This window comes from Streptosporangium sp. NPDC051023, from assembly GCF_040689595.1.
Lineage (GTDB): Bacteria > Actinomycetota > Actinomycetes > Streptosporangiales > Streptosporangiaceae > Streptosporangium.
Genome location: NZ_JBFBCE010000021.1, coordinates 57,843 through 81,027 on the forward strand (window position 1 = coordinate 57,843; position 23,185 = coordinate 81,027).

The 23,185-nt window shown below is 68.7% G+C and carries 21 protein-coding genes; 10 read left to right on the forward strand and 11 right to left on the reverse strand.

What is annotated here, in order from left to right; translation table 11 throughout:
* Nucleotides 1-235 precede the first annotated feature (235 nt).
* Nucleotides 236-928 (forward strand): DUF4097 family beta strand repeat-containing protein, encoded by a 693-nt coding sequence (locus AB0395_RS16260; protein ID WP_366281252.1) that lies wholly within the window; start codon nt 236-238, stop codon nt 926-928.
* 248 nt (nt 929-1,176) lie between these two features.
* Complete coding sequence (gene hflX, locus AB0395_RS16265; protein ID WP_366281377.1) at nt 1,177-2,544, forward strand: GTPase HflX; 1,368 nt, start codon at nt 1,177-1,179, stop codon at nt 2,542-2,544.
* 142 nt (nt 2,545-2,686) lie between these two features.
* On the opposite strand, the gene AB0395_RS16270 is transcribed toward hflX, so the two are convergent.
* Genes AB0395_RS16270 through AB0395_RS16295 form a run of 6 tightly spaced genes read right to left on the reverse strand, consistent with a single transcriptional unit; the run spans nt 2,687 to nt 8,651 of the window.
* Nucleotides 2,687-4,270 (reverse strand): fused response regulator/phosphatase, encoded by a 1,584-nt coding sequence (locus AB0395_RS16270; protein ID WP_366281254.1) that lies wholly within the window; start codon nt 4,268-4,270, stop codon nt 2,687-2,689.
* Nucleotides 4,267-6,003: an ATP-binding protein gene (locus AB0395_RS16275; RefSeq protein WP_366281256.1), complete on the reverse strand. Its 1,737-nt coding sequence runs from the start codon at nt 6,001-6,003 to the stop codon at nt 4,267-4,269. The genes AB0395_RS16270 and AB0395_RS16275 overlap by 4 nt, the downstream gene beginning before the upstream one ends.
* Nucleotides 6,000-7,010, reverse strand: coding sequence for an ATP-binding SpoIIE family protein phosphatase (locus AB0395_RS16280; RefSeq protein ID WP_366281258.1), 1,011 nt, complete (start codon nt 7,008-7,010; stop codon nt 6,000-6,002). Before AB0395_RS16280 ends, AB0395_RS16275 begins: the two co-directional genes overlap by 4 nt.
* Nucleotides 6,998-7,399, reverse strand: a complete 402-nt coding sequence (locus AB0395_RS16285; RefSeq protein WP_366281260.1) for an anti-sigma regulatory factor — start codon at nt 7,397-7,399, stop codon at nt 6,998-7,000. Before AB0395_RS16285 ends, AB0395_RS16280 begins: the two co-directional genes overlap by 13 nt.
* Entirely contained in the window at nt 7,396-7,776 is a 381-nt protein-coding gene (locus AB0395_RS16290) for an STAS domain-containing protein (protein ID WP_366281262.1), read from the reverse strand. Before AB0395_RS16290 ends, AB0395_RS16285 begins: the two co-directional genes overlap by 4 nt.
* The gene (locus AB0395_RS16295) at nt 7,776-8,651 is read right to left on the reverse strand and encodes an STAS domain-containing protein (protein ID WP_366281264.1); all 876 of its coding nucleotides are present in this window, start codon (nt 8,649-8,651) and stop codon (nt 7,776-7,778) included. The genes AB0395_RS16290 and AB0395_RS16295 overlap by 1 nt, the downstream gene beginning before the upstream one ends.
* A gap of 816 nt (nt 8,652-9,467) precedes the next feature.
* Here AB0395_RS16295 and hutI point away from each other — a divergent pair.
* From hutI to AB0395_RS16320, 5 genes are all read left to right on the forward strand, one after another.
* Nucleotides 9,468-10,676 carry an imidazolonepropionase gene (hutI, locus tag AB0395_RS16300; RefSeq protein WP_366281266.1) on the forward strand — a complete coding sequence of 403 codons (1,209 nt, stop codon included), beginning with the start codon at nt 9,468-9,470 and terminating at the stop codon, nt 10,674-10,676.
* Nucleotides 10,677-11,060: 384 nt separating this feature from the next.
* The gene (locus AB0395_RS16305; protein ID WP_366281268.1) at nt 11,061-11,513 is read left to right on the forward strand and encodes a helix-turn-helix domain-containing protein; all 453 of its coding nucleotides are present in this window, start codon (nt 11,061-11,063) and stop codon (nt 11,511-11,513) included.
* 646 nt (nt 11,514-12,159) lie between these two features.
* On the forward strand, nt 12,160-12,939 hold the full coding sequence (locus tag AB0395_RS16310; protein ID WP_366281270.1) for a ComEA family DNA-binding protein: 780 nt from the start codon (nt 12,160-12,162) through the stop codon (nt 12,937-12,939).
* Nucleotides 12,940-13,092: 153 nt separating this feature from the next.
* Nucleotides 13,093-13,383 carry a hypothetical protein gene (locus AB0395_RS16315; RefSeq protein ID WP_366281272.1) on the forward strand — a complete coding sequence of 97 codons (291 nt, stop codon included), beginning with the start codon at nt 13,093-13,095 and terminating at the stop codon, nt 13,381-13,383.
* Entirely contained in the window at nt 13,380-15,713 is a 2,334-nt protein-coding gene (locus tag AB0395_RS16320; protein ID WP_366281274.1) for a ComEC/Rec2 family competence protein, read from the forward strand. The genes AB0395_RS16315 and AB0395_RS16320 overlap by 4 nt, the downstream gene beginning before the upstream one ends.
* Nucleotides 15,714-15,885: 172 nt before the next feature.
* Here AB0395_RS16320 and AB0395_RS16325 read toward each other — a convergent pair whose 3' ends face one another.
* Together AB0395_RS16325 and AB0395_RS16330 are read right to left on the reverse strand one after the other, a co-directional pair.
* Complete coding sequence (locus tag AB0395_RS16325; protein WP_366281276.1) at nt 15,886-16,056, reverse strand: hypothetical protein; 171 nt, start codon at nt 16,054-16,056, stop codon at nt 15,886-15,888.
* 513 nt (nt 16,057-16,569) lie between these two features.
* Nucleotides 16,570-16,728, reverse strand: a complete 159-nt coding sequence (locus tag AB0395_RS16330) for a hypothetical protein (protein ID WP_366281278.1) — start codon at nt 16,726-16,728, stop codon at nt 16,570-16,572.
* A 99-nt stretch (nt 16,729-16,827) separates the two neighbouring features.
* Here AB0395_RS16330 and holA point away from each other — a divergent pair, with 99 nt between their 5' ends.
* On the forward strand, nt 16,828-17,811 hold the full coding sequence (holA, locus tag AB0395_RS16335) for a DNA polymerase III subunit delta (RefSeq protein ID WP_366281280.1): 984 nt from the start codon (nt 16,828-16,830) through the stop codon (nt 17,809-17,811).
* On the opposite strand, the gene AB0395_RS16340 is transcribed toward holA, so the two are convergent.
* Entirely contained in the window at nt 17,808-18,749 is a 942-nt protein-coding gene (locus AB0395_RS16340) for an EamA family transporter (RefSeq protein WP_366281282.1), read from the reverse strand. The genes holA and AB0395_RS16340 overlap by 4 nt on opposite strands.
* A 75-nt stretch (nt 18,750-18,824) precedes the next feature.
* Here AB0395_RS16340 and AB0395_RS16345 point away from each other — a divergent pair, with 75 nt between their 5' ends.
* Nucleotides 18,825-19,313, forward strand: coding sequence for a MarR family transcriptional regulator (locus AB0395_RS16345; protein ID WP_366281284.1), 489 nt, complete (start codon nt 18,825-18,827; stop codon nt 19,311-19,313).
* A 277-nt stretch (nt 19,314-19,590) separates the two neighbouring features.
* Here AB0395_RS16345 and rpsT read toward each other — a convergent pair whose 3' ends face one another.
* Both rpsT and AB0395_RS16355 read right to left on the reverse strand, forming a co-directional pair.
* On the reverse strand, nt 19,591-19,863 hold the full coding sequence (rpsT, locus tag AB0395_RS16350) for a 30S ribosomal protein S20 (protein WP_366281286.1): 273 nt from the start codon (nt 19,861-19,863) through the stop codon (nt 19,591-19,593).
* 402 nt (nt 19,864-20,265) lie between these two features.
* On the reverse strand, nt 20,266-21,267 hold the full coding sequence (locus AB0395_RS16355) for a hypothetical protein (RefSeq protein ID WP_366281288.1): 1,002 nt from the start codon (nt 21,265-21,267) through the stop codon (nt 20,266-20,268).
* Between the two features lie 74 nt (nt 21,268-21,341).
* On the opposite strand from AB0395_RS16355, the gene lepA reads away from it, so the two are divergent.
* Nucleotides 21,342-23,183, forward strand: a complete 1,842-nt coding sequence (lepA, locus tag AB0395_RS16360; RefSeq protein ID WP_366281290.1) for a translation elongation factor 4 — start codon at nt 21,342-21,344, stop codon at nt 23,181-23,183.
* The last annotated feature ends 2 nt before the right edge of the window (nt 23,184-23,185 follow it).

Here is a 23,185-nt window from a genome sequence, read left to right on the forward strand (position 1 = left end):
GAGCTTCCTTTCCGCACAGTGGAAAAACTCTTCTGAATTATGGAATCGACGCTACTTGATGGTCACTGGTGGGTCAAAGACAGGGGTCCCCTAAGGGGTCTTGTCGGGGGCTTCCCCGATAGATGAGGGCGTCACGCTCGGGAAGAGTTGAGGCAACCCTCCCTCCGCAGGGGAGAAGAAGGACCGCTCGCGCGAAGGAAGCCCGCGGCCTTCCGGAACATCGAGGATCGGGCTCATGAAGAAGAACATGATCGTCGCAGGGACGCTTCTCGGCTCGGTCCTCGTACTGTCCGGCTGCAGGGTCGACGGCCTCGGCCACCAGAACCAGGCCGTCAACTCCTACGACGTCGGCAACGGCGTCACAGCGCTCGAGGGGGACACGGACGCGGGGGACATCGTGGTCAACGAGTCCGACCAGCCGGGGATCCGGGTGACCGAGACGCTTCACTGGAACGGGGACAAGGGAGACAAGCCCAAGACCGAGCACCCTGTCGCCGGCGGAACGCTCACGCTGCGCCACGAGTGCTCCGGTTCGAACTGCGCGGTCGACTACAAGGTCGAGATCCCCAAGGGGGTCAAGATCACGTTGAGGACGACCGCGGGCGACATCACGCTGCGCGCGCTGACGGGCGAGGTGAAGGCGACCACCACCGCCGGCGACATCGAGGCCAACGCCCTGGGGGCCAAGAACCTCGTCGCGACCAGCGGAGCCGGGGACGTCACGGTCAGGTTCGCCGCGGTGCCCGGTCACGTGGAGGTCGAGACCACCGCCGGTGACGCGACCGTACGGCTGCCCAGCGCGAGCTACAACGTGACGACACGAACCGTCGCGGGCGAAAAGACCGTCAAGGTCACCAACGACCCTTCCTCCCCCAACAGCGTCTCGGTGCGGACCGGTGCGGGCGACGCCAAGGTCCTGCCCTCCTGAAGGCGCGCCGGTGGCGAGGAGAGGCCGCAAAGAGCGAGGATGACCTCGTCTGTCACGACGAACACCGGGATAACCAGATGAACCCTCGGGCGTTCGCGTGGCACCATCATGGGGAAGAGACCCGGGGTGTTCGGGCGTTCTCATAAGAGATGACGCACATGAACCACGCATCTGAACGGAGCAACGACATAGACACTCGTGAGCCGCTGGAGATCGACCGATTCGAGGACCTGCCGGAGATCGGCGAGATGGACCTGGCCGAACGCCAGGCGCTGCGCAGGGTCGCGGGACTCTCGACGGAGCTTCAGGACGTCACCGAGGTCGAATACCGCCAGCTGCGACTTGAGCGGGTCGTCCTGGTCGGTGTCTGGACCTCGGGTACGGCGATCGACGCCGAGAACTCACTCCTTGAGCTAAAGCTTCTGGCGGAGACCGCCGGATCGGAAGTCCTGGAAGGCGTGATCCAGCGCCGCCAGAAGCCTGACACCGCGACCTACATCGGTTCGGGTAAGGCACAGGAGCTCGCCGACATCGTCTCCGCGACCGGCGCCGACACCGTGGTGTGCGACGGCGAGCTGAGCCCCGGCCAGCTCCGCCAGCTTGAAGAGGTCGTCAAGGTCAAGGTCATCGACCGGACCATGCTGATCCTCGACATCTTCGCCCAGCACGCCAAGAGCCGCGAGGGCAAGGCACAGGTCGAGCTCGCCCAGCTCAACTACCTGCTGCCGCGCCTGCGAGGCTGGGGTGGCAACCTGTCCCGTCAGGTCGGCGGACGTGCCGCGGGCGGCGTCGGCATGGGCGGTCGTGGCCCCGGTGAGACCAAGATCGAGCTGGACCGCAGGCGGATCCGCGAGCGGATGGCCAAGCTGCGCCGTCAGATCGTGGAGATGACCACCGCGCGGGAGACCAAGCGGGCGCGGCGTCTCGAGCGTGAGGTGCCGGCCGTGGCCATCGCCGGCTACACCAACGCGGGCAAGTCCTCACTGCTGAACCGTCTCACCAGTGCCGGTGTGCTGGTCGAGGACGCCCTGTTCGCCACGCTGGACCCGACTGTGCGTAAAGCGCACACGCCGGAGGGCAGGCTGTTCACGCTGGCCGACACCGTCGGGTTCGTCCGGCACCTGCCGCACCAGCTGGTCGAGGCCTTCCGCTCCACCCTGGAGGAGATCGGCGACGCCGACCTGATCCTGCACGTGGTGGACGGCTCGCATCCCGACCCCGAGTCGCAGCTCGCCGCCGTGCGAGAGGTGGTCGGCGACATCGAGGGCGCCCGCGACATCCCGGAGATCGTCGTCATCAACAAGGCCGACGTCGCCGATCCGGTGGTGCTGGCTCAGCTGACCGCGCGGGAGAAGCACACCGTCGTGGTCTCGGCCCGTACCGGCGCCGGGATCGGCGAGCTGATGGCGCTGATCGAGCAGGAGCTGCCCCGGTTCGACCAGGAGGTCAGGCTGCTGGTGCCGTACCAGCGCGGTGACCTGATCTCCAGGGCCCACAAGGAGGGCGAGGTCCTGGGCCTCGAGCACACGGGAGACGGCACGATCCTGCACGCCAGGGTCCTGCCCGCACTCTTCGCCGAGCTGGAGAGGACCGCGAAGCCGGTCGAGACCGTCTGACCCGGCCGCCGCGCCGTACTCCCGCGCATCAGGCGCGGGAGTACGGCGCGGCGGGCGTTTCGGCGAGACGTCCCGCCGTGGAACACCTTCCAGCGGGACGGCCGTGCCGCAACGCCTTCCGTGAGGCGTCCGGCGGCTGGGATCAGCGAGGTGTTCCGCGGCGGAAGACCACGAGCGCCACATCGTCCTCACGGGCACCGAACTGCTCGATCAACCGGTCACAGAAGAGCTCCAGATCCTCCTCGACCGTTTCCGCCAGGTGCCGTACGATCTCCAGGCTCTCGTCGAGCAGCTTGTCGCGGTCCTCGATGAGCCCGTCGGTGAACAGCAGCACGCCCCCCTCGTCCGGCACGGTCAGCCGGTCGACCCGGTAGGTCTCCTCGGCCACGCCCAGCAGGAGGTTGCCCAGGCGGGTGTAGCGTGTCTCGCCGTCGCCGATGAGCAGCGGCGGGATGTGGCCCGCGTTCGCGACCTCCATCTCCCCGGTCGCCGGGTCGAGGAGGGTCAGGCACACGGTCGCGGTCATGCCGGGGTGGTAGCGCCGCAGCACGTCGTTGAGCAGGGCCATGGACGCGCCCAGGTCGACCGTGCCGATGAGGGAGGCGCGCAGCGCGTGGCGGAGCTCCGCCATGACCGTCGCGGCGTGCAGGGAGTGCCCCTGGACGTCCCCGATGGCGATGAGCACCCGCTCGCCCAGCCGCAGGACCTCGTAGAAGTCGCCGCCGACCTCGACGTTGTCGACCGAGGGCTGGTAGCGCCAGCTGATCTCCAGACCGGGGGTCTCCGGGATTCTGGCGGGCAGCAGGCTGCGCTGCAGAGTGAGGGCGATCGCGTGCTCCTCGGCGTACGCGCGCAGCGCGTCGACCGCCAGCGCCAGGGCCTGGCCGAGCTGGCGCAGGACGTTGGACTCGTCCCCGTCGAGCGCGGGTGTCGCCTCGACCCCCAGATAGACGGGGGGCCTGCCGACCTTGGTACGGCAGAGCACGGCGCAGACGCTGTCCTTGATGTTCGCGTCGGGCATCAGCTTCAGCCAGTCGCCGACGGAGACGGTGAAGACCTGGGTCCCCGCCGTGTTGCCCAGCGACATCGCGCTGAGCGTCGGCAGCGTGTCCGGGGCCGCGACCTTGGGCGTGGCGACGTCCGCCTGTGGCAGCGCCGCGTACCTGCGCGTCCGCCCGTCCGGCGGCAACGCCAGCGCGCCCGCGTGCCTGCCGAGAATCCGGGAGGTGCCCTCGACGGCCGTGGCGAGAAGCTCGTCGAAGGTGCCCGCGGAGTTCATCGCGAGGGTGACCTCGGTGAGGGCGGCCAGCCGCTCGGCTATCCGTTCCGCCCGCTGCCGCGCGCGGTAGTAGCGCAGCGTGGCCTCGACCGTCGCGGCGAACTCGTCCGGCTCGACGGGCTCGGCCAGGTACGCGTCCGCCCCGCGTTCGAGCCCGTGGGCCCGGTCCGCCGGGGTGATCGCCGCCCCGGAGATCTGCACGACCGGTATCGAGGCGGTCGCCGGGTCGGCCTTGATCTGCTCGCAGACCTCGTAGCCGCTGATGTCGGGCAGTCGCACGTCGAGGACGACCAGGTCGGGCCGCAGCTCCCTGACCTTGGCGAGCGCCTCGACGCCGCCGGTCGCCTGCATCACCTCGTGTCCCGAGCGCCGCAGCCAGCTGGACAGGATGTAGAGCTTGGTCGGAGTGTCGTCGACGACGAGCACCGTCGCCTGCCCCTCGCTCATCGTGCTCCCGCCCCCGAGTCGTGCTCCCGCCCCAGGGCGTTCCGCACGGCCGCGAGCAGGCTTTCCCTGCGCAGCCCCTGCTTGGGAACGACCGTGCGTGCCTCCTGCGGGTACTGGTGCGAGCTCGCGACGGTCACCACGATCACCGGCACCTCCCGCAGCCGCTCGTCCTCGGCCATCCGCTGCAGCAGGGCGGCACCGTCGAGCCTGGGCATGAGCAGGTCGACCAGGGCGAGGTCCGGCGGGTTCCGCGCCATCGTCTCCAGCGCGACCAGCCCGTCCGAGGCCTCGTCGATGTGGGCCGCGAACCCGGAGAGCATCCGCCGTACGGTCGCGCGGAACTCGTCGTCGTCGTCGACGACGAGCACCCGGTCGACCACGGGGACCCTGTTGTCGAGGTTCGGCAGCCTGACCGTGACCGTCGTCCCCTCGCCCGCCGTACTGGCCAGCCTGAGCGTGCCGCCCATCGCCTCGGCCAGCCTGCGGGCGTACGGCAGGCCGAGCCCCGTGCCCTTCGCCCTGACCTGGATCGGCCCGGGAACCTGGTAGAACTCCTCGAAGACGCGTTCCTGGTGCTCCTCGGGGACGCCGATCCCGGTGTCGGTCACTCTGAAGACGATCTCGTGGGTCGCGGCGTCGAAGCTCACGTCGAGGCGGACCTCGCCCTCCTCGGTGAACTTCAGCGCGTTGGACAGCAGGTTGCGCAGCACGCGGGTGAGCATCGTCTCGTCCGCGAGCATCTCCACCACGTCGTCCGCGACCCGCGCCGAGAGGGAGACCCGGGTTCCGACGGTCGGACGCAGCGTCATGCGCAGCCGTTCGGCCAGGGCGACCAGATCCACCGGGGACGGCTGCGGGTCCAGCCGCCCCGCCTGTGCCTTGGCCATGTCGAGCAGCTCGCTCACCAGGTTGAGGAGCGTCTCGGCCGAGGAGCCGATGAGCTGGATCTGGTGGACCTGTTCGTCGGCCAGCGGTTCCCCGCCGGGGCCGACCAGGAGACGCACCAGGCCGATGATCGAGTTGAGCGGGGTGCGCAGCTCGTGGCTGACCGTGGCCCAGAACCGGTCCTTGGCGGCGCTCGCCTCTCTGAGCTGCGCGGACTTCTCGTCCAGCTCCGCGTACAGGGCCACGACACCGCGGTTGGTCTCCTCCAGCTCCTCGGAGAGCTGGTTGTACAGGGCGAGCACTCCCTGGTTGGTCTCCTGCAGCTCGGAGTTGAGCTGCAGGACCTCCTCCAGAGTCGCGGCGAGCTCGTGGTTCTGCTGGCGCAGCTCGTCGAGGGCGGTCGCGGGGGTCAGCTTCGCGAGCTTGGCGCGTATTTCCGCCGCCGAAGGGCGCGGCCGGCCGAGAGGAAGCCGTTTGAGCATGCTTATCGTTCCCCTGGCGGGATCCAGCTCGATCACGTCGACGAGACGCCCCGCCAGCGTCACGCCGTCCGCCGATCCGAAACCGGCCTTCGCCGGAAGATCGATGGTGACGACGAGACTGTCCTGCCCCAGCAGGAAGGTGGCGAACGTCTCGGCCTTCTCGCCCAGCACCTCCCGGCCGATCTCGCTCAGCGCCGTGGCCATGCGGATCTGGTCCTGGGTCTCCAGCCCCGCGGCCTCCGCGACCTCGCGGCCCAGCCTGCGCATGGCGAACACGTCTTGCTCGTCCCGGACGGGCGTCCTGATCAGCTCTTCGCCATCCATGTCCCCGCCCGCGCGAGGAAGGTCACCCGTCTCGCGCCTCATACGCCCGGCCTCACTGCCACCACGCAGGCGTCGTCCCTTCGCGTCCCGGCGTCTCGCAGCAACGTGGCGGCGACGACGGAGGGGGTACGGGTGACGAGCCCGGGATAGGAGGTGATGTCCCAGCGGTCGGACAGGCCATCAGAGTGGAGCACGACCACGCTGTGCGGCGGTACGGCGTACTCGTACTGGCGCAGGGTCCTGGCCTTGTGGCCGGCTATCCCCGGCACCGAGATCATGCCCTGCCTGCCCTCCTGGTGGGCGATCCACGCGGAGATGTTGCCGAGTCCCGCGAAGCTCACCGTGCCCGCGACCCGGTCGATGCGGGCGACGGCGACCGCGCCGCCCCTGCTCTGGCCCAGGCCTGCGTGGATGCGCTCAAGAATACCCGTGGGCGTGAGATCCGTGCGCTCAAGGAACAGCCGTACCGCCTCCTGCGAGGCGTGGGCGGCGGCACTGCCGTGACCGAGGCCGTCGCAGAGCATCACGGTCACCGTGGCGCCGGTGTCGAAGGCCGCGAACGCGTCGCCGCAGACGAGTTCCTCGCCGATCGGGCGCGTCACGCCGCTCACCTGGCACGCGGGTCGCCGAGCTTGGTGCGCGGTGAAGTACATGCCGAGCACCGTGCCCCGCCCAGGCATGGAATGAACCTCGTATCCGCTGGCCATCCGCGCGATGCCGCCCATGCCGATGCCGAGGGTGCCCGCCGTCGAGTAGCCGTCGCGCAGGGCGCGGGAGACGTCGCGCATGCCCGGCCCCCGGTCGACGGCGATGACCTCGATCGCCGACGCCAGCTCGGGATGGGGGCGGATCAGCATGATGCCCTCGATCGCGTGCTTGACCAGGTTCGACGCCGCCTCGCTCACCGCGACGGCGACCCGTCCCGTGTCCTCCTCGTCGAATCCCCGGTTCTCCGCGAGCACGACGGCGGCGCGGCGGAGGGAGCCGATCGCGCTCGCGTCCTCGGCTCTGACCCACGTGTCGTTCTGTGAGCTGATCACCTCGCCCATTTCGTCACCGTGATCAGCGTTCCCTCTCCGGGGGCCGACTTCAGGTCGAACTCGTCGACCAGCCTGCGGGAGCCGCTGAGCCCCAGGCCGAGGCCACCGCCGGTGGTCCAGCCGTCGGTGAGGGCCTGCTCGATGTCGGGGATGCCGGGGCCCTCGTCGTTGAAGGTCAGGCGCAGGCCCTTGCGCAGGCCGTTCCGCACGATCTCGATGCGCACCTGCCCGCCGCCCGCGTAGACCAGCGCGTTGCGGGCCAGCTCACTGGCCGCGGTCACGACCTTGGTCTGGTCGACGAGGGACAGGCCCACGTCCACGGCCGCGGTCCTGACATGCTGGCGCACCAGGACGACGTCGCTGTTGCTGTTGACGGGCAGCTCGGCGGGGGTGGTCACCGGATGGCCGCGGCTATCTGGGCGCCCTCTAGGTGGTTCAGCAGCGCGACGCCCTTCTCAAGGTTCAGCGCGGTGCGCACGCCACCGAGAGAGAGGCCGAGCTCCACGAGGGTGATCGCCACCGCCGGCCGCATGCCGACGACCACCGTCTCCGCGTCAAGCATGCGGGAGATCGCCGCGATGGTGGCCAGCATGCGCCCGATGAACGAGTCGACGATCTCGACGGCGGTGATGTCGATGATCACACCTCGGGCGCCTGTCGCGACGACCTTGTCCGCCAGGTCCTCCTGGAGCGCGAGGACGCTCTGGTCCTGGAGGTCGATCTGGATGGAGACGATCAGGATGTCTCCGAGCTTGAGGACGGGAACGCGGTCCATCAGCCCTCCTCGGTCCGTACGGCGACGCGGGCCTTCCTGCTGACGAACTCGACACCGCTCTTCCGCAGCGCGTGCGCGAGGGCGTCGGCGAGGGAGGCCTTGGTCACGATGTCGCCGAACTCGATGCCGAGGGTGACGATGGTGTGGGCGATCTGCGGGCGGATGCCGGAGATCACACACTCCGCGCCCATCAGCCGCGCCGCGACCACGGTCTTGAGGAGGTGCTGGGCGACCTGGGTGTCGACCGCGGGCACGCCGGTGATGTCGATGACCGCGTGCTCGGAACCGGTGTCCACCAGCGTCTGCAGCAGCTTCTCCATCACCACCTGGGTTCTGGCCGAGTCGAGCGTGCCGACCAGCGGCACCGCGACGATGCCCTCCCAGAGCTTGACCACCGGGGTGGAGAGCTCCAGGAGCTGCTCCGCCTGGTCGATGATGACCTTCTCTCTGGCGGCCGCGTAGTTCTCCATCGTGAGGAGCCCCAGGTCGTCGATGAGCTGGGAGAACCAGATGAAACCCCGCAGGGCCTCGGCGGAGCCGTCGGCCTCGATGCTCTCGTAGATCGCCTCCTTCAGGCCGAACACCACAATGGCGGTCTCGGTCGGCGTGAACCCCTGGCGGGCGCGGCTGCGGGAGAGCTCGGCGAGGAGGCCGCGCAGGTCGCTGGAGTCGCCCGCTCCGTCGAACGACTGCCGCAGCGCCTGGAAGAGCTCTCGCAGTTGCTCGCCAAGGGCCTTGCGGTCGGTGTTGCCGTTGGAGGACGACGAGCCCGCTATCTCCAGCCAGCGCCTGAGGAGGCGCTCCTCGTTCTCCTGGAGCAGCTCTTCTATGCGACGCCGACCGGCGTCTGCGGAGACGGACAAGGTGACTCCCATACGTGCGGGCTTATGGATAGCTCGTCCGAAAGATTACATGGTATGTCCTGCTTAAACCCTGTTTCAGGGGTGTGCGGCCGGTGTCGTGGGGAGCTGGAAACCCCGTGTCGGGAGGGAGACAGATGCCGTCGCCCAGCACGGCGGGCCTGTCTCCGGTCCTGAGGGTGGTGAACGTCACCCGTGTCTCCGACCCGGTTCGGAGCCGGGTTCTGGTCTACTCGGGATCCTGCATACCGTCGCCGGGCCGGTACGGACCGTGACCTGTTTCTTGACTTTCAACAGCCTAGATAGATGGCGTGTGGCGTTTCAATCGAAAGACTTGCCGTGATGCGGCTTTATGGGATGCACTGGCGGCGATTGAAATCGTACAAAAGCCCCAAAAGCGACAGTGGTCGGCCAAGGTTTGGATTGCTACCATAAGGCAAATCCAGCGAGATGTTGGGGCGCAAGTTGTCCTGGCGGCCGCTGATGTAGGTGGGAAAGAAGTGGCTTGAGCTGTGAAAACATGTTCGGGTCGCGTGCGGCCGCGGAACCGGTGAGGCTGGTGTGGTCACGGTGAAGCGGCGTTCTTCCCAATTAGCCTGTACAGCGAGCTCACTTGTGAAATAACGTAACTGAACTGAAATCGCCTGATCATGATCTCGGCGATACTGTCGCCGCACAACGATATGCGGATGAGAGCAGGAGACCCCCGATGTCGTCCGGACTCACAGCGAACCCAGCGGGCATGGCGTCTCGCGCTGGCTGGGTCGATGTGCCGTCTCAGGAAATGGTCTCCCTTCCGACGTCTTTCCCTGCGTGCAAGGCTGTGATGCGATGACGGTCCGCCTTCTGACCAACATCGGCCGGCTCTGGACCGGTAACGATGTGTGCAGCAATGCCGCGATCCTGGTGCACAACGACCGGATCGCCTGGGTCGGGCGAGCGGCGGACCTGCCACAGAGCGTGCCCGGGGTGGTCGACGACATCGTCGACGTCGACCACGTCGAGAACCTCGGTGGCGCGCTGGTCACGCCCGGCCTGATCGACGCCCACACCCATCCGGTCTACGCGGGCAACCGCTACGCCGAGATGGCCATGCGCTCCGGCGGCTCCACCCCGTCCGCGATCACCGCGGCTGGAGGCGGCATCGGCTCGACCGTCACGGTGACCCGCGGCACCGATCCGTGGACCCTGTGCAACGGTGTTCGTGAGCGTCTGCGCGAGTGGTTGCTCAGCGGCACCACCACCGTCGAGGCCAAGACCGGCTACCACCTCACCCGCGACGGCGAGCTGGCCGACGTGCGGCTGCTGCGCGAGCTCGAGAAAGAGCCGATGATGCCGCGCGTGCACGTCACCTTCCTCGCCGCGCACGTCGTCCCGCCGGAGTACTTCGGTCGTCAGCGCGACTACGTCGAGGCCGTTGGCGCCTGGTGCGCCGACGCGGCCGCGGCCGGAGCCGACAGCGTCGACGTCTACTGCGACGAGGGTCACTTCACCACCGACGAGGCCCGCTGGGTCCTGGCGTCGGGCCGCAACGTCGGCCTGCTGCCGCGCGTGCACGCCGGCGCCTACAGCCGTCGCGGCGCGGTCCAGCTCGCCGCCGAACTCGGCTGTGCTTCGGCCGACCTGCTCCACAACACCTCGGACGAGGACATCTCGATCCTGGCCCGGTACGGCGTGCCCGCGGTCGTCTGCCCGGGAACCGCGCTTCAGCGCGGCAGCCTGCCACCGGTCAGGCGCATGCTTGCCCAGGGCGTCACCGTGGCGCTCGGCAGCGACCACAACCCGGGTCACTGCGGGATCACCTCGATGTCCCTGGTCATCAGTCTCGCTGTGGCGGCCTTCGGGATGAGCGTCGGCGACGCGCTTCGCGCCGCGACGCTCGGTGGCGCGACCGTGCTCGGCGTTCCCGACCGCGGTGTCCTCGCTCCCGGCAGGCTGGCCGACATCGTCCAGTGGGACGCCGACCACGAAGGGGCCTTCGCCTGGGCGTTCGGCCTCAAGCCCCGCCGAGTCTGGCGTGGAGGAACCCCCATCCAGTAGGCCCTGATTCCACGGCGCGCAGAGTGACACGATGGTGACCTCACCTCTGACGAGGTGAGTTCAACCGGACGATCTCCGGCCATGCCGCCACCCGTCGTCATTGTCATGGGCTCTGTCGCGTGTCTCCCGCACGGGTGATCTCCCGCCCGGGAGCACGCCCGTCTGGGGATCACGGCGGAGGCGGCCCGTACCGGAGACTTGGGGTCCCCGCCGAGATCGTCGGCACGCACGGGCCCGGCATGCTCGGTCTGACCGTCTCCCCGGTCCGGCCGCCTCCCCTGTCGGTCCGGCCGCGCCCTCCGGCGTCTTTGAGAGGCGTGGGGACGCCCACGCGCATCGTCTCAGCGCGTTGGATAAGCAAACGGACTGCCTTACGGTGGATCCATGACGCGACGCCAATGCTCGATCGCCGACGCCCTTGGTGTCGTCGGCGAGAAGTACTCCCTGCTGGTGCTTCGCGAGGTCTTCTTCGGCGTCCGCCGCTTCGACGCCATGATCCGTAACATCGGAGCGCCACGGGACATCTTGACGGCACGGCTTCGCCATCTCGTCGAAGCGGGAGTGCTCGAGAAAGTGCCGTACAGCCAGCGCCCGCCGCGCTTCGAGTACCACCTCACCGACGCCGGACGCGAGCTGCGGCCGGTTCTGCTGGCGCTGATGAAGTGGGGCAACCGTCACCTCGTGGACAGGCCTCCTGTCGTGTGGAAGCACTCCTGCGGTGCTGACCTCGATCCCGTCCTCGTCTGCCATGCCTGCGGTGAGGAACCGGTGACGGGGTCGTTGACCCCCCGCTTCCGTGATCCCGGATGGACCGCCGCGGGCCTGTCCGCGGACTGAACGGACCTGACGGCACGCGCGGACCTGTCGGCGCACCGAGTCGCGGTCCCCCTCTTCCCAGTGGAGGAGCGGCTTCTCGCCGGGTCACTCGCGCGGCCTGGCGCAGGGTAGGCCCTGCCCTCAAAGTGTTGTCGCCGCATTGACGTCAGCCTGTGCTTCGTGCCGCACGTCGTGCGTCGAAGACGGTCTGGACAGGGCGGTTGTCCACAGCCAGGCCGTAAGGTCACCGGGTTTTCCACAGAACCGTGTTCGGCGGATGGGCGTGCTGTGCCATCGCCCTAACGTCCTGTGCGTGCGGACCACAGATCAGGCCACCGAGCGGTTACGAGCCGAGTCACGGCTACGGCTGCTGACGGCGCTCGACGTCCCCGATTCGGCTCCCTTCCCGGCACGCCTGGTCCACTCGGCTCGTCCCGCCCTCCCGGCCGGCCTACGCTCCTCGGCACCTCCGCTCGCCCATGACACTCCTTCCCGTCCCATCGACTCTGGCGGCCCAGATGTCCCTTCTCACCTCATCGATCTTTTCAGCCAGGGCGTCCCTCGTGTTCGCCATGCCCCCGCCCGTCCTGACAGCCCGCCCCGTCCGACCCAGCCTCACCCGAGCCCGCCCCACCCGGGCAGCCCCGTCGTTCCCGGAGGCTCCGATTTGTCCCCTGGCTCAGCCGACCAGGACGACCCGGACAGCCGGCGGGCCACCGGGGATTCAGGCCGTTCCGCCGCTCCCGCGGGCTGGATTCGTTCCGCCCCTGTCCCGCCCTCGTTCGAAGCCCTCCGTTCGGCCGTCGCCGCTCAGGGCCCGCTGTTCGGCGTCAGCCGCCCGGGACTGCGTGTGCTCGTCCTCATCGCCCTCGTCGCGGCGATCGCGGCAGGGGTCCACTTCTGGCGATCCCGGCCGGAGCCTGAGCCCCTCGCTCCGCCCGTGCCGGTCTCAGGCTCCCCTCTCCCGGCACCTCCGATGTCGTCACCCCGCTCTTCGGCGCAGCCCACAGCCGCGGGCGGGGCCACGTTCGAGGTCACCGTCCACGTCACCGGCAAGGTCCGCCATCCGGGTGTGGTCACTCTGCCCGGCGGCTCCCGTGTCACCGACGCGCTCAGAGCCGCGGGGGGTGCGCGCGCGGGCTCCACAATCGGTGCTCTCAACCTCGCCCGTAAGCTCGTCGACGGCGAGCAGATCGTCGTCGGAGCCCATGGGCCCGCCGGCATGACCGCACCTGCCCCGATCGATCCCGCGACAGTCGTCCTCGACCTCAACAGCGCGACCTCGCAGCAACTGGAACAGCTGCCGGGCGTTGGCGAGGTGCTGGCCCGTCGCATCACCGAGTACCGCGACGGCCACGGGGGCTTCCGCGACGTCGGACAACTACGGGAGATCAGCGGCATCGGTGATCGGAAATACGCCGAGCTGAAAGACAAGGTCCGCGTGTGACCCCGGCCTCCGCCGAGTCCCTCTCATAGGAACCTATGCGGTCCCCGAGTAAGAAGTAAGGAGTGTGGCCCGGTGACCGGGAACCTGGTCCGGCCGCGGTCATGAGCCGTCTCGGAGCATCCGGCGTGGGCCGCACCGGTTCCCCTGCTGTCCATGACGGAGACCCTCTTCGCGAGGGCGCTGGCCTTGTTCGCCGCGTTGCCGCTTCTCCCTGCGTTGCCGCTTCTCCCCGCGTTGCCGCTTCTCCCCGCGATGCCGCTTCTCCTCGTGAGGAGGATGGCCCTGTTCGCCGTGATGGTGCCTCTCCTCACGATGGGGACGGCTTGCCCCGGCCAGGCGTGCGAGCTTACGCACTTCATCTGGTTCTGCCCGCTCTCGCATCGTGGGCCACCGCTCTTGTTCTCCTGGGCTGTCCCGCTTTCGTGGGGGCCTGGGGAGCGGTGATCGCTGCCGGCGGTGCGCTCCTGGTGATGGTGACAGTCCGCGCCGAGAGACGTGCGGGCTGGGGAAACGCGGCGCTCGCCGTTCTGGTGTGCGTGGCGGCCGTGGCTGGCACGGTGGCTTTCCACGTGCATGCCGCCGACACAGGACCGGTGGCCGAGCTGGTCGACAGACGGGCTTCGGCGATGGTGGAGGCGGTGGTGACGGATGACCCCCGGGAGCTGGTCCAGCACGGAGGGCTCTCGCGGAGAAAGAGTTTCGTGGTGCCCGCACGAATCGAAGTGGTCGAGATGGTGCCGACCTCAGCGGCCGAGAAAGCCGAGGGCATGACGGCGGGCACGACAGAAGCCGACAGAGCGGTCGACAAAGCGGCGGCTGAGCGTGCGGAGGGCGACGGAGCCGCTGGAGTGGCGGGCAGGGTGGCGTTGCGGGCTTCGGTGATGCTGCTCGCGTCGGGAGAAGAGTGGCGGTCACTGCTGCCCAGTCAGCGGATAGCCGTCCGGGGGCGGTTCGGCCCGGCTGATCCGGGTGAGCTGCTCGCCGCTGTGGTTCTGGTGCGCGGGCCACCCCGGATCCTGAGCGGGCCATCGTGGATCCAACGCGTGGCAGGAGTGCTTCGCGCGGGTTTGCGTGAGGCGGCGGCCGTGCTGCCACCGGCTCAACGCGGCCTGTTGCCGGCTCTGGTCGTCGGTGACATGTCCCGGATGGACGAGCAGGTCAGAGCTGATTTCAAGCAGGCAGGGCTCAGCCATCTCACCGCGGTCTCCGGTGCCAACCTCGCGGTCGTCGCCGGGGCGGCTGTCGCGCTGGCCCGGGGCGTAGGACTTCCCCTCGCGGCCAGAGGAGCGCTGGCGGTGCTCGCCATGCTTTCCTTCGCGGTCGTCGCGCGCCCGTCGCCCAGTGTGCTCCGCGCCCTGCTCATGGGAAGCGTCACCGCGGTGGCACTCAGTACGGGCCGCTCGCGTGACGGTGTCGCGGCCCTGTCGGTGACCGTTCTGGGGCTGGTCCTCTTCGATCCCGCTCTCGCACGGTCCTACGGCTTCGCTCTGTCGGTCTGCGCCACCGGAGGCATTCTGGTTCTCGCCCCGCGCTGGCGGGATCGCTTCGCCACACGCCTGCCCCGTTGGCTGGCGGAGGCGATCGCGGTGCCCGCGGCGGCTCAGATCGCCGTTACTCCCGTGCTGGTCCTGATGTCCGGACAGATCGCTCCGGTGGCGATCCCCGCCAACCTGTTTGCGGCTCCCGCCGTCGCACCCGCGACCCTGCTCGGTTTCGTCGCGGCGCTCGCCGCGCCACTGCACATGGGGATCGCGCATCTGCTGGTCCGTCCTGCGGGTCTGGCCACCGGATGGATCGTCGAGGTGGCGGAGCGCGCGGCCGATCTCCCGCTGGCGGTGATCCCATGGCCCGGCGGCCTCGCGGGGCTGGTCACGCTGACCGTGGCGGCCGCGCTCGCCGTTCCGGCACTGAGGCATCGCCGGTCGCGCCGGATGGTCGCGGCCGCAGCGGCTGGAGCGGTCGTCGTCACCGTCGTGGCCGGATCGGTTGTGACCCGCTGGCCTCCCGAGGGCTGGCTACTGGTCGCGTGCGACGTCGGCCAGGGAGACGCGTTGCTGGTCGCCGCGGGGCCGGGGCGTGCCGTGGTGGTGGACACCGGGCCCGATCCCGTGCGGATGGACCGGTGTCTGAGATCCATGGGGGTCAGGGAGGTTCCGTTGGTCATTCTCACCCACCCTCATTTCGACCACGTCGGAGGGCTGGACGGGGTCTTCCGCGGGCGTGCGGTTGGGGCGGTCGTGGTCACCCCGCGCGAAGTGGCCGAGCGTGAGAGCATCCGGCTAAGTGGCGATCTTGCCCGTCGCCGGGTCGTCGAGTGGGCGGCACGGCCGGGAGCGAGCTGGCGCTTCGGCCCTTCCGAGCTCACGATCCTCGCCCCGCAGGCCGACGCCTCCCCATCCGGCGGAGGTGAGGGAACGACCGTCAACAACGCCAGTGTCGTGGTGCACGTGCGCTGGGCGACCGGAACGGCGTTGCTCAGCGGAGACATCGAGACCGAGGCGCAGACCGAGCTGCTCCGGCAAGGCCTGCCACGGGTCGACATCTTCAAGGTTCCCCATCATGGATCAGCGAGATATGACCCCGGATTCTTCGCGGCCGTCGGTGCCCGTGCCGCGCTGATCAGCGTCGGAGCCGACAACGACTACGGTCACCCGGCCCCGTCCACCCTGGCCGGGTTGCTGGGGCTCGGCATGCGGGTCTACCGGACCGACCTGTCGGGAACTCTCGCCGTGGTCGCCCGGGAGGGGGGACTGGCCGTTGTCCCAAGGAAATGAAGCCTCTCGTGGAGGCGACCTGACCGTTTTGGCAGGCCCTCGGAAGCCATGTCCCGCCGGTCACGATGTCGGTCCGCGGGACGGAAAGAACCTAAGAGGAGTCGGTCTGTCGGCACAGGCTCGATCACGTCTCCTGATCTTCATGCGGCGGGTCATCATGTCTTTTTCGGCTTCATGTGGGCTGGTTGTCGTGTGTTCTTCCTGTCCGGGAGGCCTTGTTGTGGCCGGTCATTGTGTCTTTTTCGACGAACAGTTCCTTGCCGGTGCTCGTATCGCCGATCGCCGGCAGGCTGCCGTGCCATCGCCCGTATTCGGGATCGGCCGCTTCGGAGTCCCCGTCCATCACGAGCTCCTCACAGTTGTCAGCCGTACAGGACGAAGGAGTCGAGGGCTGATCATTTGCCGTACCCTAGCGAGCCGGGAACGTCGGTCGCCAACCAACTTTCGAACGTTCTTCATCCGCGGCTCGCCAGGCCTCGATCGTTCCCGCTCCTGTCGGCACCGGCGCTCCGGTTCGGCATCCAGCTCCCGCCTGCGCCCTCGCCTCGCCGCCAAAACGCCTCCGTGATCAGGCGCGTTGCGTCAAGCACGGGAATTCACACGTCGCCGGAGGCGGTTCCCACGTGTCGCCGTCCGGTCCGCCGCGTCATCGCTCCACGAAAACACACGAGAGCTCCGCGTCCGCCGTAACACACGAGAGGTCCGCGTTCGCCGCGGGGGCGAGGTCCGCGTTCGCCGTGGCCACGGTGTCAGGCTGTCCGTAACTCCGTTACGGACTCTTCCCGCTTCGCGACTCCATCCAGCCGGCTGGCCTCTGGCCGATCCGCGGTGCGGATGAAGAGCCGCGAGAGGCGCCCTATACCGAGACGGTGGACTTGGCGGGGTGGTGGAACTCGGTGTCCACGTCGGCGGCATAGACGGAACGGCCGCAGGGAGCGCAGCGGTACATGATCGGCCCCTCGTCGAGGACCGTGCCACAGTGCGGGCAGGTGTGACGGCAGACGGTGGAATTCATCGGGGTTCATCTCCTCTGGTCATCCAGAGTGTGCCGCATGTCACCTGCAGATGAATTGCGAATCGCTTGTCGATTGCGATTCGACCGCCGGTACGTGGCATGCTGCTGGGCATGGCGGCGACCGATCCAGCACTGGTGACCTTGGTAGTCGGCGACGAGGAGTTGCTCGCGGACCGTGCGGTCGGCGAGGTGATCGCCGCGGCTCGGGCGGCCGACCCCGGGGCCGAGGTTCACGACCTGGTAGGCGGGAAGGTGGAGCCGGGCGAGCTGACCCGGCTGACCTCACCGTCGCTGTTCGGCGACAGGTCGGTGGTGGCGATCCGCTCCGCTCAGGACCTCGTCAAGGATGTCATCGCCGAGATCGTCTCCTACACCGCCAACCCGTCAGAGGACGCCGTGCTGGTGCTGGTTCACCCCGGCGGGGTCAAGGGGAAGGCCCTGGTCGATGGGGTCAAGAAGGCCGGTGCCCACGTGGTCACCGTGACCAAGATCACCAAACCGGCCGAACGGCTCGCCTTCGTCAAGTTCGAGCTGAAACGGGCCGGGCGCACCATCGGCGGCGACGCGGCGGCCGCCCTGCTCGACGCGGTGGGCAACGATCTCAGGGAGCTCGCCGCCGCCTGTAGTCAGCTCGCCTTCGACACGCCGGGCAAGGCCATCGACGAGGCCGCTGTGGCCCGCTACCACCGCGGGCGGGCGGAGGTCAGCGGGTTCACCGTGGCCGACTCCGCCGTCGAGGGCCGTCTGGGCGATGCGCTGGAGCAGCTTCGCTGGGCGCTCGCCACCGGAACGGCCCCCGTCCTGCTGGTGAGCGCGCTCGCCGGTGGTCTGCGTTCCCTGGCGAAGGTCGGGGGAGCCCCCCGTAATCTGCGTGGTGGGCAGCTCGCCAGCCATCTCGGCATGCCGCCCTGGAAGATCGACCGGGTTCAGCGCCAGCTGAACGGCTGGGGGCCCGACGGCATCGCTCGTGCGCTCCAGGCAGTCGCCACGGCTGATGAGCAGGTCAAGGGTGGTGGCGCCGACCCCGCCTATGCGCTGGAGCACATGATCCAGACCGTCGTCGCCAACCGTACCGGCCGTTAGGGGGCGTCCGGCGTGTCTCGTCCACGCCCGGACCGGGTGAGTGGCGGATGCGTGTCCTTGGGCAGGGAGGGGCCGGTGCGCCCAGGCGCGGGAAGCTGGCCTGCGACGGTCGCGGCGAGAGCCAGTGCGAAACCGGCGAACTGGAACGGGCTCAGCGACTGGCCGAGAACGATCCAGCCGGCCAGGGCCGCAGTGAGCGGGCTGAGGGTGCCGAGCAGGGAGACCTGCAGAGGGGCCAGGCGGCTGATCCCGCGAAACCACAGGCTGTAGGCGATAGCCGTACCGATGAGGCCCAGCCAGGCATAGCCGTAGGCGGCGGCGCCGTCCAACGGGGGTGGCGGGCCTTCGAGGGCGAAGGCGACCGGAGCGATCATGAGGCCGCCCGCGGTGAGCTGCCAGCCGGTGAGGGCCAGGTCGCTCGTGCCGGGAGGCTTTCCCCATGAGCGGGTGAGGACGACCCCGGTGGCCATTCCCGCCGCGGCGAGGAGACCCGCGGCGACACCTGTGGCGTCGAGAGCCGCGTTGGCCCTCAGCACGACGAGGGAGATGCCTGCCGTGGCCGTGATTCCGGCGACGACCCGATGAACCGGGACGGTCTCACGGAGCACGGCGCGTGTGAGCCCGGCGACGATGAGCGGCTGGATGGAGCCGAGGACTCCCGCGACGCCACCCGGCAGCCGGTAGGCGGACAGGAAGAGAAGGGGGAAGAACAACCCGATGTTGAGCGCGCCCAGCACCGGAGCCCGCCACCACCAGCTCCCGCGGGGAAGCGTGTGCGTCACGGCGACCAGAAGCAGCCCCGCGGGAAGCGCGCGCATCAGGGCGGTGAACAGCGGGCGGTCCGGTGGAAGCAGTTCGGTCGTGACGATGTAGGTGGTGCCCCAGACCGTGGGGGCGAAGGCAGTGGCGGCGACGAGGGCGACGCGTGGGGAGGGCACGGCGATCTCCTTCAAGCAAGCTTGTTGCTAATTAACTTAGCAGTAAGTTAATTAGCGTCAAGCTATGCTGTCGCCATGATGGAGGACCCCGTTGACAGGATCGTGGCGCAGTGGCGGCGGGAGCGGCCCGATCTGGAGCCGGCGCCGATGGCGGTTTTCGGGCGGATCTATCGGATCTCCAGGCTCATGGGCGATCGGATGGCGGCGGTCTACGCGGAGTACGGCATCGGCAGGGGTGAGTTCGACGTGCTCGCCACGCTCCGCAGGGCGGGCGAGCCGTACACGCTGTCGCCCAAGGAGATGACCGCCACGCTCATGCTGACCTCGGGCGGCATGACGGGACGGCTGGACCGGCTGGAACGCGTGGGCCTGGTGGCTCGTGCCCAGGATCCCGATGATCGCCGGGCGTTGCGCATCAGCCTGACCGCCAAGGGGACGGAGGTCGTCGAGGAGGCGGTGACCGCGGGACTGCGGGTGCAGCACGAGGTCCTGGCTGTGCTGTCAGGCGAGGAGCGCGAACGTCTCGGTGATCTGCTCAGGCAGTTGCTCGGCGGGCTGGAATAGCGCTCGGGCGCGGGCGGGGGCATCGGAGGGGCGTGGTGGCCGGGTCCGGGGCGGGCACGTAGGGGCTGTGCTGGGCGCACGGGGCTGGCGGCCGGCCCGGGCGGGCGGTGTGAAGCGGAACCAGCCGGACATGCGATGCGAATGGAGCCGGCTGGGCGATGTGAGGCGGAACCGGGCCGGGCGGGCGATGTGAATGGAGTTGGGCCGCCCGGTTGTACGGCGGGCAACGCGAAGACGCCGCACCCCGATGGGATGCGGCGTCCTGGAGAACCCTGGATTACTTGGCGGCCGACAGGGCGGCAGCGCGCTGGGCGATCGCCGACTTGCGGTTGGCGGCCTGGTTCTTGTGGATGACGCCCTTGCTGGCAGCCTTGTCCAGCTGACGGTTGGCGGCGCGCATGAGCGCGACGGCCTCGTCGGCCTTGCCCTGGTCGGCAGCCTCGCGGAACTTGCGGACGGCCGTCTTCAGGGAAGACTTGACAGCCTTGTTACGCAGCCGGGCCTTCTCGTTCTGCCGGTTGCGCTTGATCTGGGACTTGATGTTCGCCACGAAGAAGCCTCGGTGAATGTCGTCGGAGTGGGGCGCGCGGGCAGAGAGGGCGCGCCACACGCAGTTGAATAGGCTACCAACTGCCCAGGCGGTCGCTCAAATCAACAGCCTGGACAGAGGGATGCCCGGTCAGTTTACCGTGCCTGCATCGTGATTGGGGCGGTGCATCGCCGGCGGCGTGGGGATTTCAGTGGTCTGTTACGGCGATGCCTCGCGAGCGGGACAAGATTCCGGTGGCGTGATCGCTCCGATCCGGCGGCATGGTCGTCCTGAGAAGATCCGAGGCGGGGCCGGGTGCCGAAGGCCAGGCCGGGCGCGGCGGCTGGGCATGGTGGCCAGGCGCGGTGGCCAGGCGCGGTGGCCGGACGTGATGGCCGGACGTGATGGCGGACGTGGTGGAGGTCAGGGGTTGAGCCAGGCCTGCTCGTACTCCTTCCAGTCTTCGGGCGTGGCCGCGAAGTCGACATAGAGCGCCAGGCCGAACAGCTCACGGCGTGTTCCGTGGGAGGTCAGCGCCAGCCTGGCGCCCTCCGCGGCGGTCGCGACGCTCTCCGCGGCGTCGCCCCACGACAGGCCGTGGTCGTGGTAGGCGGGGGCGCCGATCAGTGCGGTCTTGTTCTCCGGCACGAGATCGAGGGCCAGGGTCGCCTGCCGTACGACGTAGCCGCCGTAGAGCAGCTCGGAGGGGAGGAAGGAGTCGTAGGTCATGATCGCCACCTGGTCGGTGAGGGCGGCGACCTTCGTGAAGTAGGCCGGTGACCAGTACTTGTCGTGACCGATGGCCACGTGTGCCAAGGGCCGGGTGAGCGGGAACGGCTCGATCTGGGGCGTCGAGACGGACAACAGGCCCTTGCCGACGACCTGACGGGTCCCGGTGAGCAGCTGAAGGAACTCGGCGTCGCTGTCTCCGACCGGCTCGAAGTCGTAGTGCACGCCGTCGAAACCGGCGGTCATGACGGCCCGCGCGCCGTCCAGCACGCGCTGCCTGGCGGTCGCGTCGTCGAGGTCCAGGCCTCCGTCGACCTTCTGCCCGAGCCATGCCGAGATCCGGACCTTCGGCAGCTCCGCGCGGATCTCCTTCAGGAACTCGGCCGCCCTGGAGTACTTCGCGGGGGGAAGCGTGCCATCGAGGTCGAACGGGCCCGAGTGGACGTACAGGTCCTTGATCCCGGTCTTGCGCAGCCGTACGGCCAGAGCCTTCACATCGGCCGCGTTCTTGCGGCCGTCGACCCACATGTGGCCGAGCCACAGGGCGTCATGACCTGTGCTCTTCGCCCAGGGGGCGGGTGTCCCGGTAAACTGGATCGTGAGGGTGGCTGCGGCCACCCCTGGAAGCACAAGGAGCAGGGCCGCGACCGCCACGAAAAACCGCAGGCCGCGCCGTGCTCTGGTCCGGGTAATCACCCGGACATGTCACCATGGAGAACGACTGGTATGCCAGTCGTAGATCGTCGTCAATCCCGTCGAAACGGACACCGGTGCGCATTCAGCCTGGCCAGACCGATCCCGCGGTGATCCGCAACTTCTGCATCATCGCGCACATCGACCATGGCAAGTCGACGCTTGCCGACCGCATGCTGCAGATCACCGGTGTGGTCGACGACCGCTCCATGCGCGCTCAGTACCTCGACCGGATGGACATCGAGCGCGAACGCGGCATCACGATCAAGTCGCAGGCGGTCAGGCTGCCGTGGCAGGTGGACGGCACCGACTACGTCCTCAACATGATCGACACCCCCGGGCACGTCGACTTCACCTACGAGGTCTCCCGCTCGCTCCAGGCGTGCGAGGGCGCGATCCTGCTGGTCGACGCCGCGCAGGGGATCGAGGCGCAGACCCTGGCCAACCTCTACCTGGCCATGAACAACGACATGACGATCATCCCGGTGCTCAACAAGATCGACCTTCCGGCCGCCCAGCCGGAGAAGTACGCCGCGGAGATCGCCCACCTCATCGGCTGCGAGCCCGAGGACGTCCTCAAGGTGTCCGGCAAGACCGGCGTCGGCGTCCGGGAGCTGCTCGACCACGTCGTCGCGAGCGTTCCGGCCCCGATCGGCCAGGCCGACGCGCCCGCCCGCGCGCTGATCTTCGACTCCGTCTACGACACCTACCGTGGCGTGGTCACCTACGTCCGGGTCATGGACGGCCACCTGGGCAAGCGCGAGCGCATCCTGATGATGTCCAGCGGCGCGGCCCACGAGACCCTGGAGATCGGGGTCATCTCCCCCGAGCCCAAGATCGCGGACAAGGGACTCGGCGTCGGCGAGGTCGGCTACCTGATCACCGGTGTGAAGGACGTGCGCCAGTCGCGGGTCGGTGACACCGTCACCTCCGGCACCAGGCCCGCCACCGAGCCGCTCAGCGGCTACGAGCACCCCAAGCCGATGGTCTTCTCCGGTCTCTACCCGATCGACGGCGACGACTACCCGGAGCTCCGCGAGGCCCTCGACAAGCTCCAGCTCAACGACGCCGCCCTGGTCTACGAGCCGGAGACCTCTGCGGCCCTCGGCTTCGGTTTCCGCTGCGGCTTCCTCGGCCTGCTCCACATGGAGATCGTCAGGGAGCGGCTCGAGCGCGAGTTCAACCTCTCGCTCATCTCGACCGCCCCCAACGTGGTCTACCAGGTGGTCATGGAGGACGGTAAGGAGATCACCGTCACCAACCCCTCCGAGTTCCCCACGGGCAAGGTCGACAAGGTCTTCGAGCCGGTGACGAAGGCGACCGTGCTGGTCCCCTCGGAGTTCATCGGCGCGATCATGGAGCTCTGCCAGAACCGCAGGGGCAATCTGCAGGGTATGGACTACCTGTCGGAGGACCGGGTCGAGATCCGCTACACCATGCCGCTCGGCGAGATCATCTTCGACTTCTTCGACCAGCTCAAGTCCCGTACGCGGGGCTATGCCTCGCTCGACTACGAGCCCGCGGGCGAGCAGGAGTCCGACCTCGTCAAGGTCGACATCCTGCTCCAGGGCGAGGCCGTCGACGCCTTCAGCGCCATCGTCCACCGGGACAAGTCCTACGCCTACGGCGTCGAGATGGCCAAGAAGCTCCGCGAGCTCATCCCGCGGCAGCAGTTCGAGGTGCCGATCCAGGCCGCCATCGGCGCCCGGGTCATCGCCAGGGAGAACATCCGCGCGATCCGCAAGGACGTCCTCGCCAAGTGTTACGGCGGCGACATCTCCCGTAAGCGCAAGCTGCTGGAGAAGCAGAAGGAGGGCAAGAAGCGGATGAAGATGGTCGGCCGCGTCGAGGTCCCCCAGGAGGCCTTCGTCGCCGCGCTGTCCACCGAGTCCTCCTCGGCGGACAAGTCGAAGAAATAGTC

Bases quoted from the DNA above. Each gene is read 5' to 3' on its own strand.
- AB0395_RS16305 (WP_366281268.1), top strand. From the start codon at position 11,061: ATGACGCGACGCCAATGCTCGATCGCCGACGCCCTTGGTGTCGTCGGC.
- AB0395_RS16295 (WP_366281264.1), bottom strand. From the start codon at position 8,651: ATGGGAGTCACCTTGTCCGTCTCCGCAGACGCCGGTCGGCGTCGCATA.
- AB0395_RS16345 (WP_366281284.1), top strand. From the start codon at position 18,825: ATGATGGAGGACCCCGTTGACAGGATCGTGGCGCAGTGGCGGCGGGAG.
- AB0395_RS16270 (WP_366281254.1), bottom strand. From the start codon at position 4,270: ATGAGCGAGGGGCAGGCGACGGTGCTCGTCGTCGACGACACTCCGACC.
- hflX (WP_366281377.1), top strand. From the start codon at position 1,177: ATGGACCTGGCCGAACGCCAGGCGCTGCGCAGGGTCGCGGGACTCTCG.
- AB0395_RS16325 (WP_366281276.1), bottom strand. From the start codon at position 16,056: ATGGACGGGGACTCCGAAGCGGCCGATCCCGAATACGGGCGATGGCAC.
- AB0395_RS16315 (WP_366281272.1), top strand. From the start codon at position 13,093: ATGACGGAGACCCTCTTCGCGAGGGCGCTGGCCTTGTTCGCCGCGTTG.
- AB0395_RS16275 (WP_366281256.1), bottom strand. From the start codon at position 6,003: ATGAGGCGCGAGACGGGTGACCTTCCTCGCGCGGGCGGGGACATGGAT.
- holA (WP_366281280.1), top strand. From the start codon at position 16,828: ATGCTGCTGGGCATGGCGGCGACCGATCCAGCACTGGTGACCTTGGTA.
- AB0395_RS16280 (WP_366281258.1), bottom strand. From the start codon at position 7,010: ATGGGCGAGGTGATCAGCTCACAGAACGACACGTGGGTCAGAGCCGAG.
- AB0395_RS16330 (WP_366281278.1), bottom strand. From the start codon at position 16,728: ATGAATTCCACCGTCTGCCGTCACACCTGCCCGCACTGTGGCACGGTC.
- hutI (WP_366281266.1), top strand. From the start codon at position 9,468: ATGACGGTCCGCCTTCTGACCAACATCGGCCGGCTCTGGACCGGTAAC.
- AB0395_RS16260 (WP_366281252.1), top strand. From the start codon at position 236: ATGAAGAAGAACATGATCGTCGCAGGGACGCTTCTCGGCTCGGTCCTC.
- AB0395_RS16290 (WP_366281262.1), bottom strand. From the start codon at position 7,776: ATGGACCGCGTTCCCGTCCTCAAGCTCGGAGACATCCTGATCGTCTCC.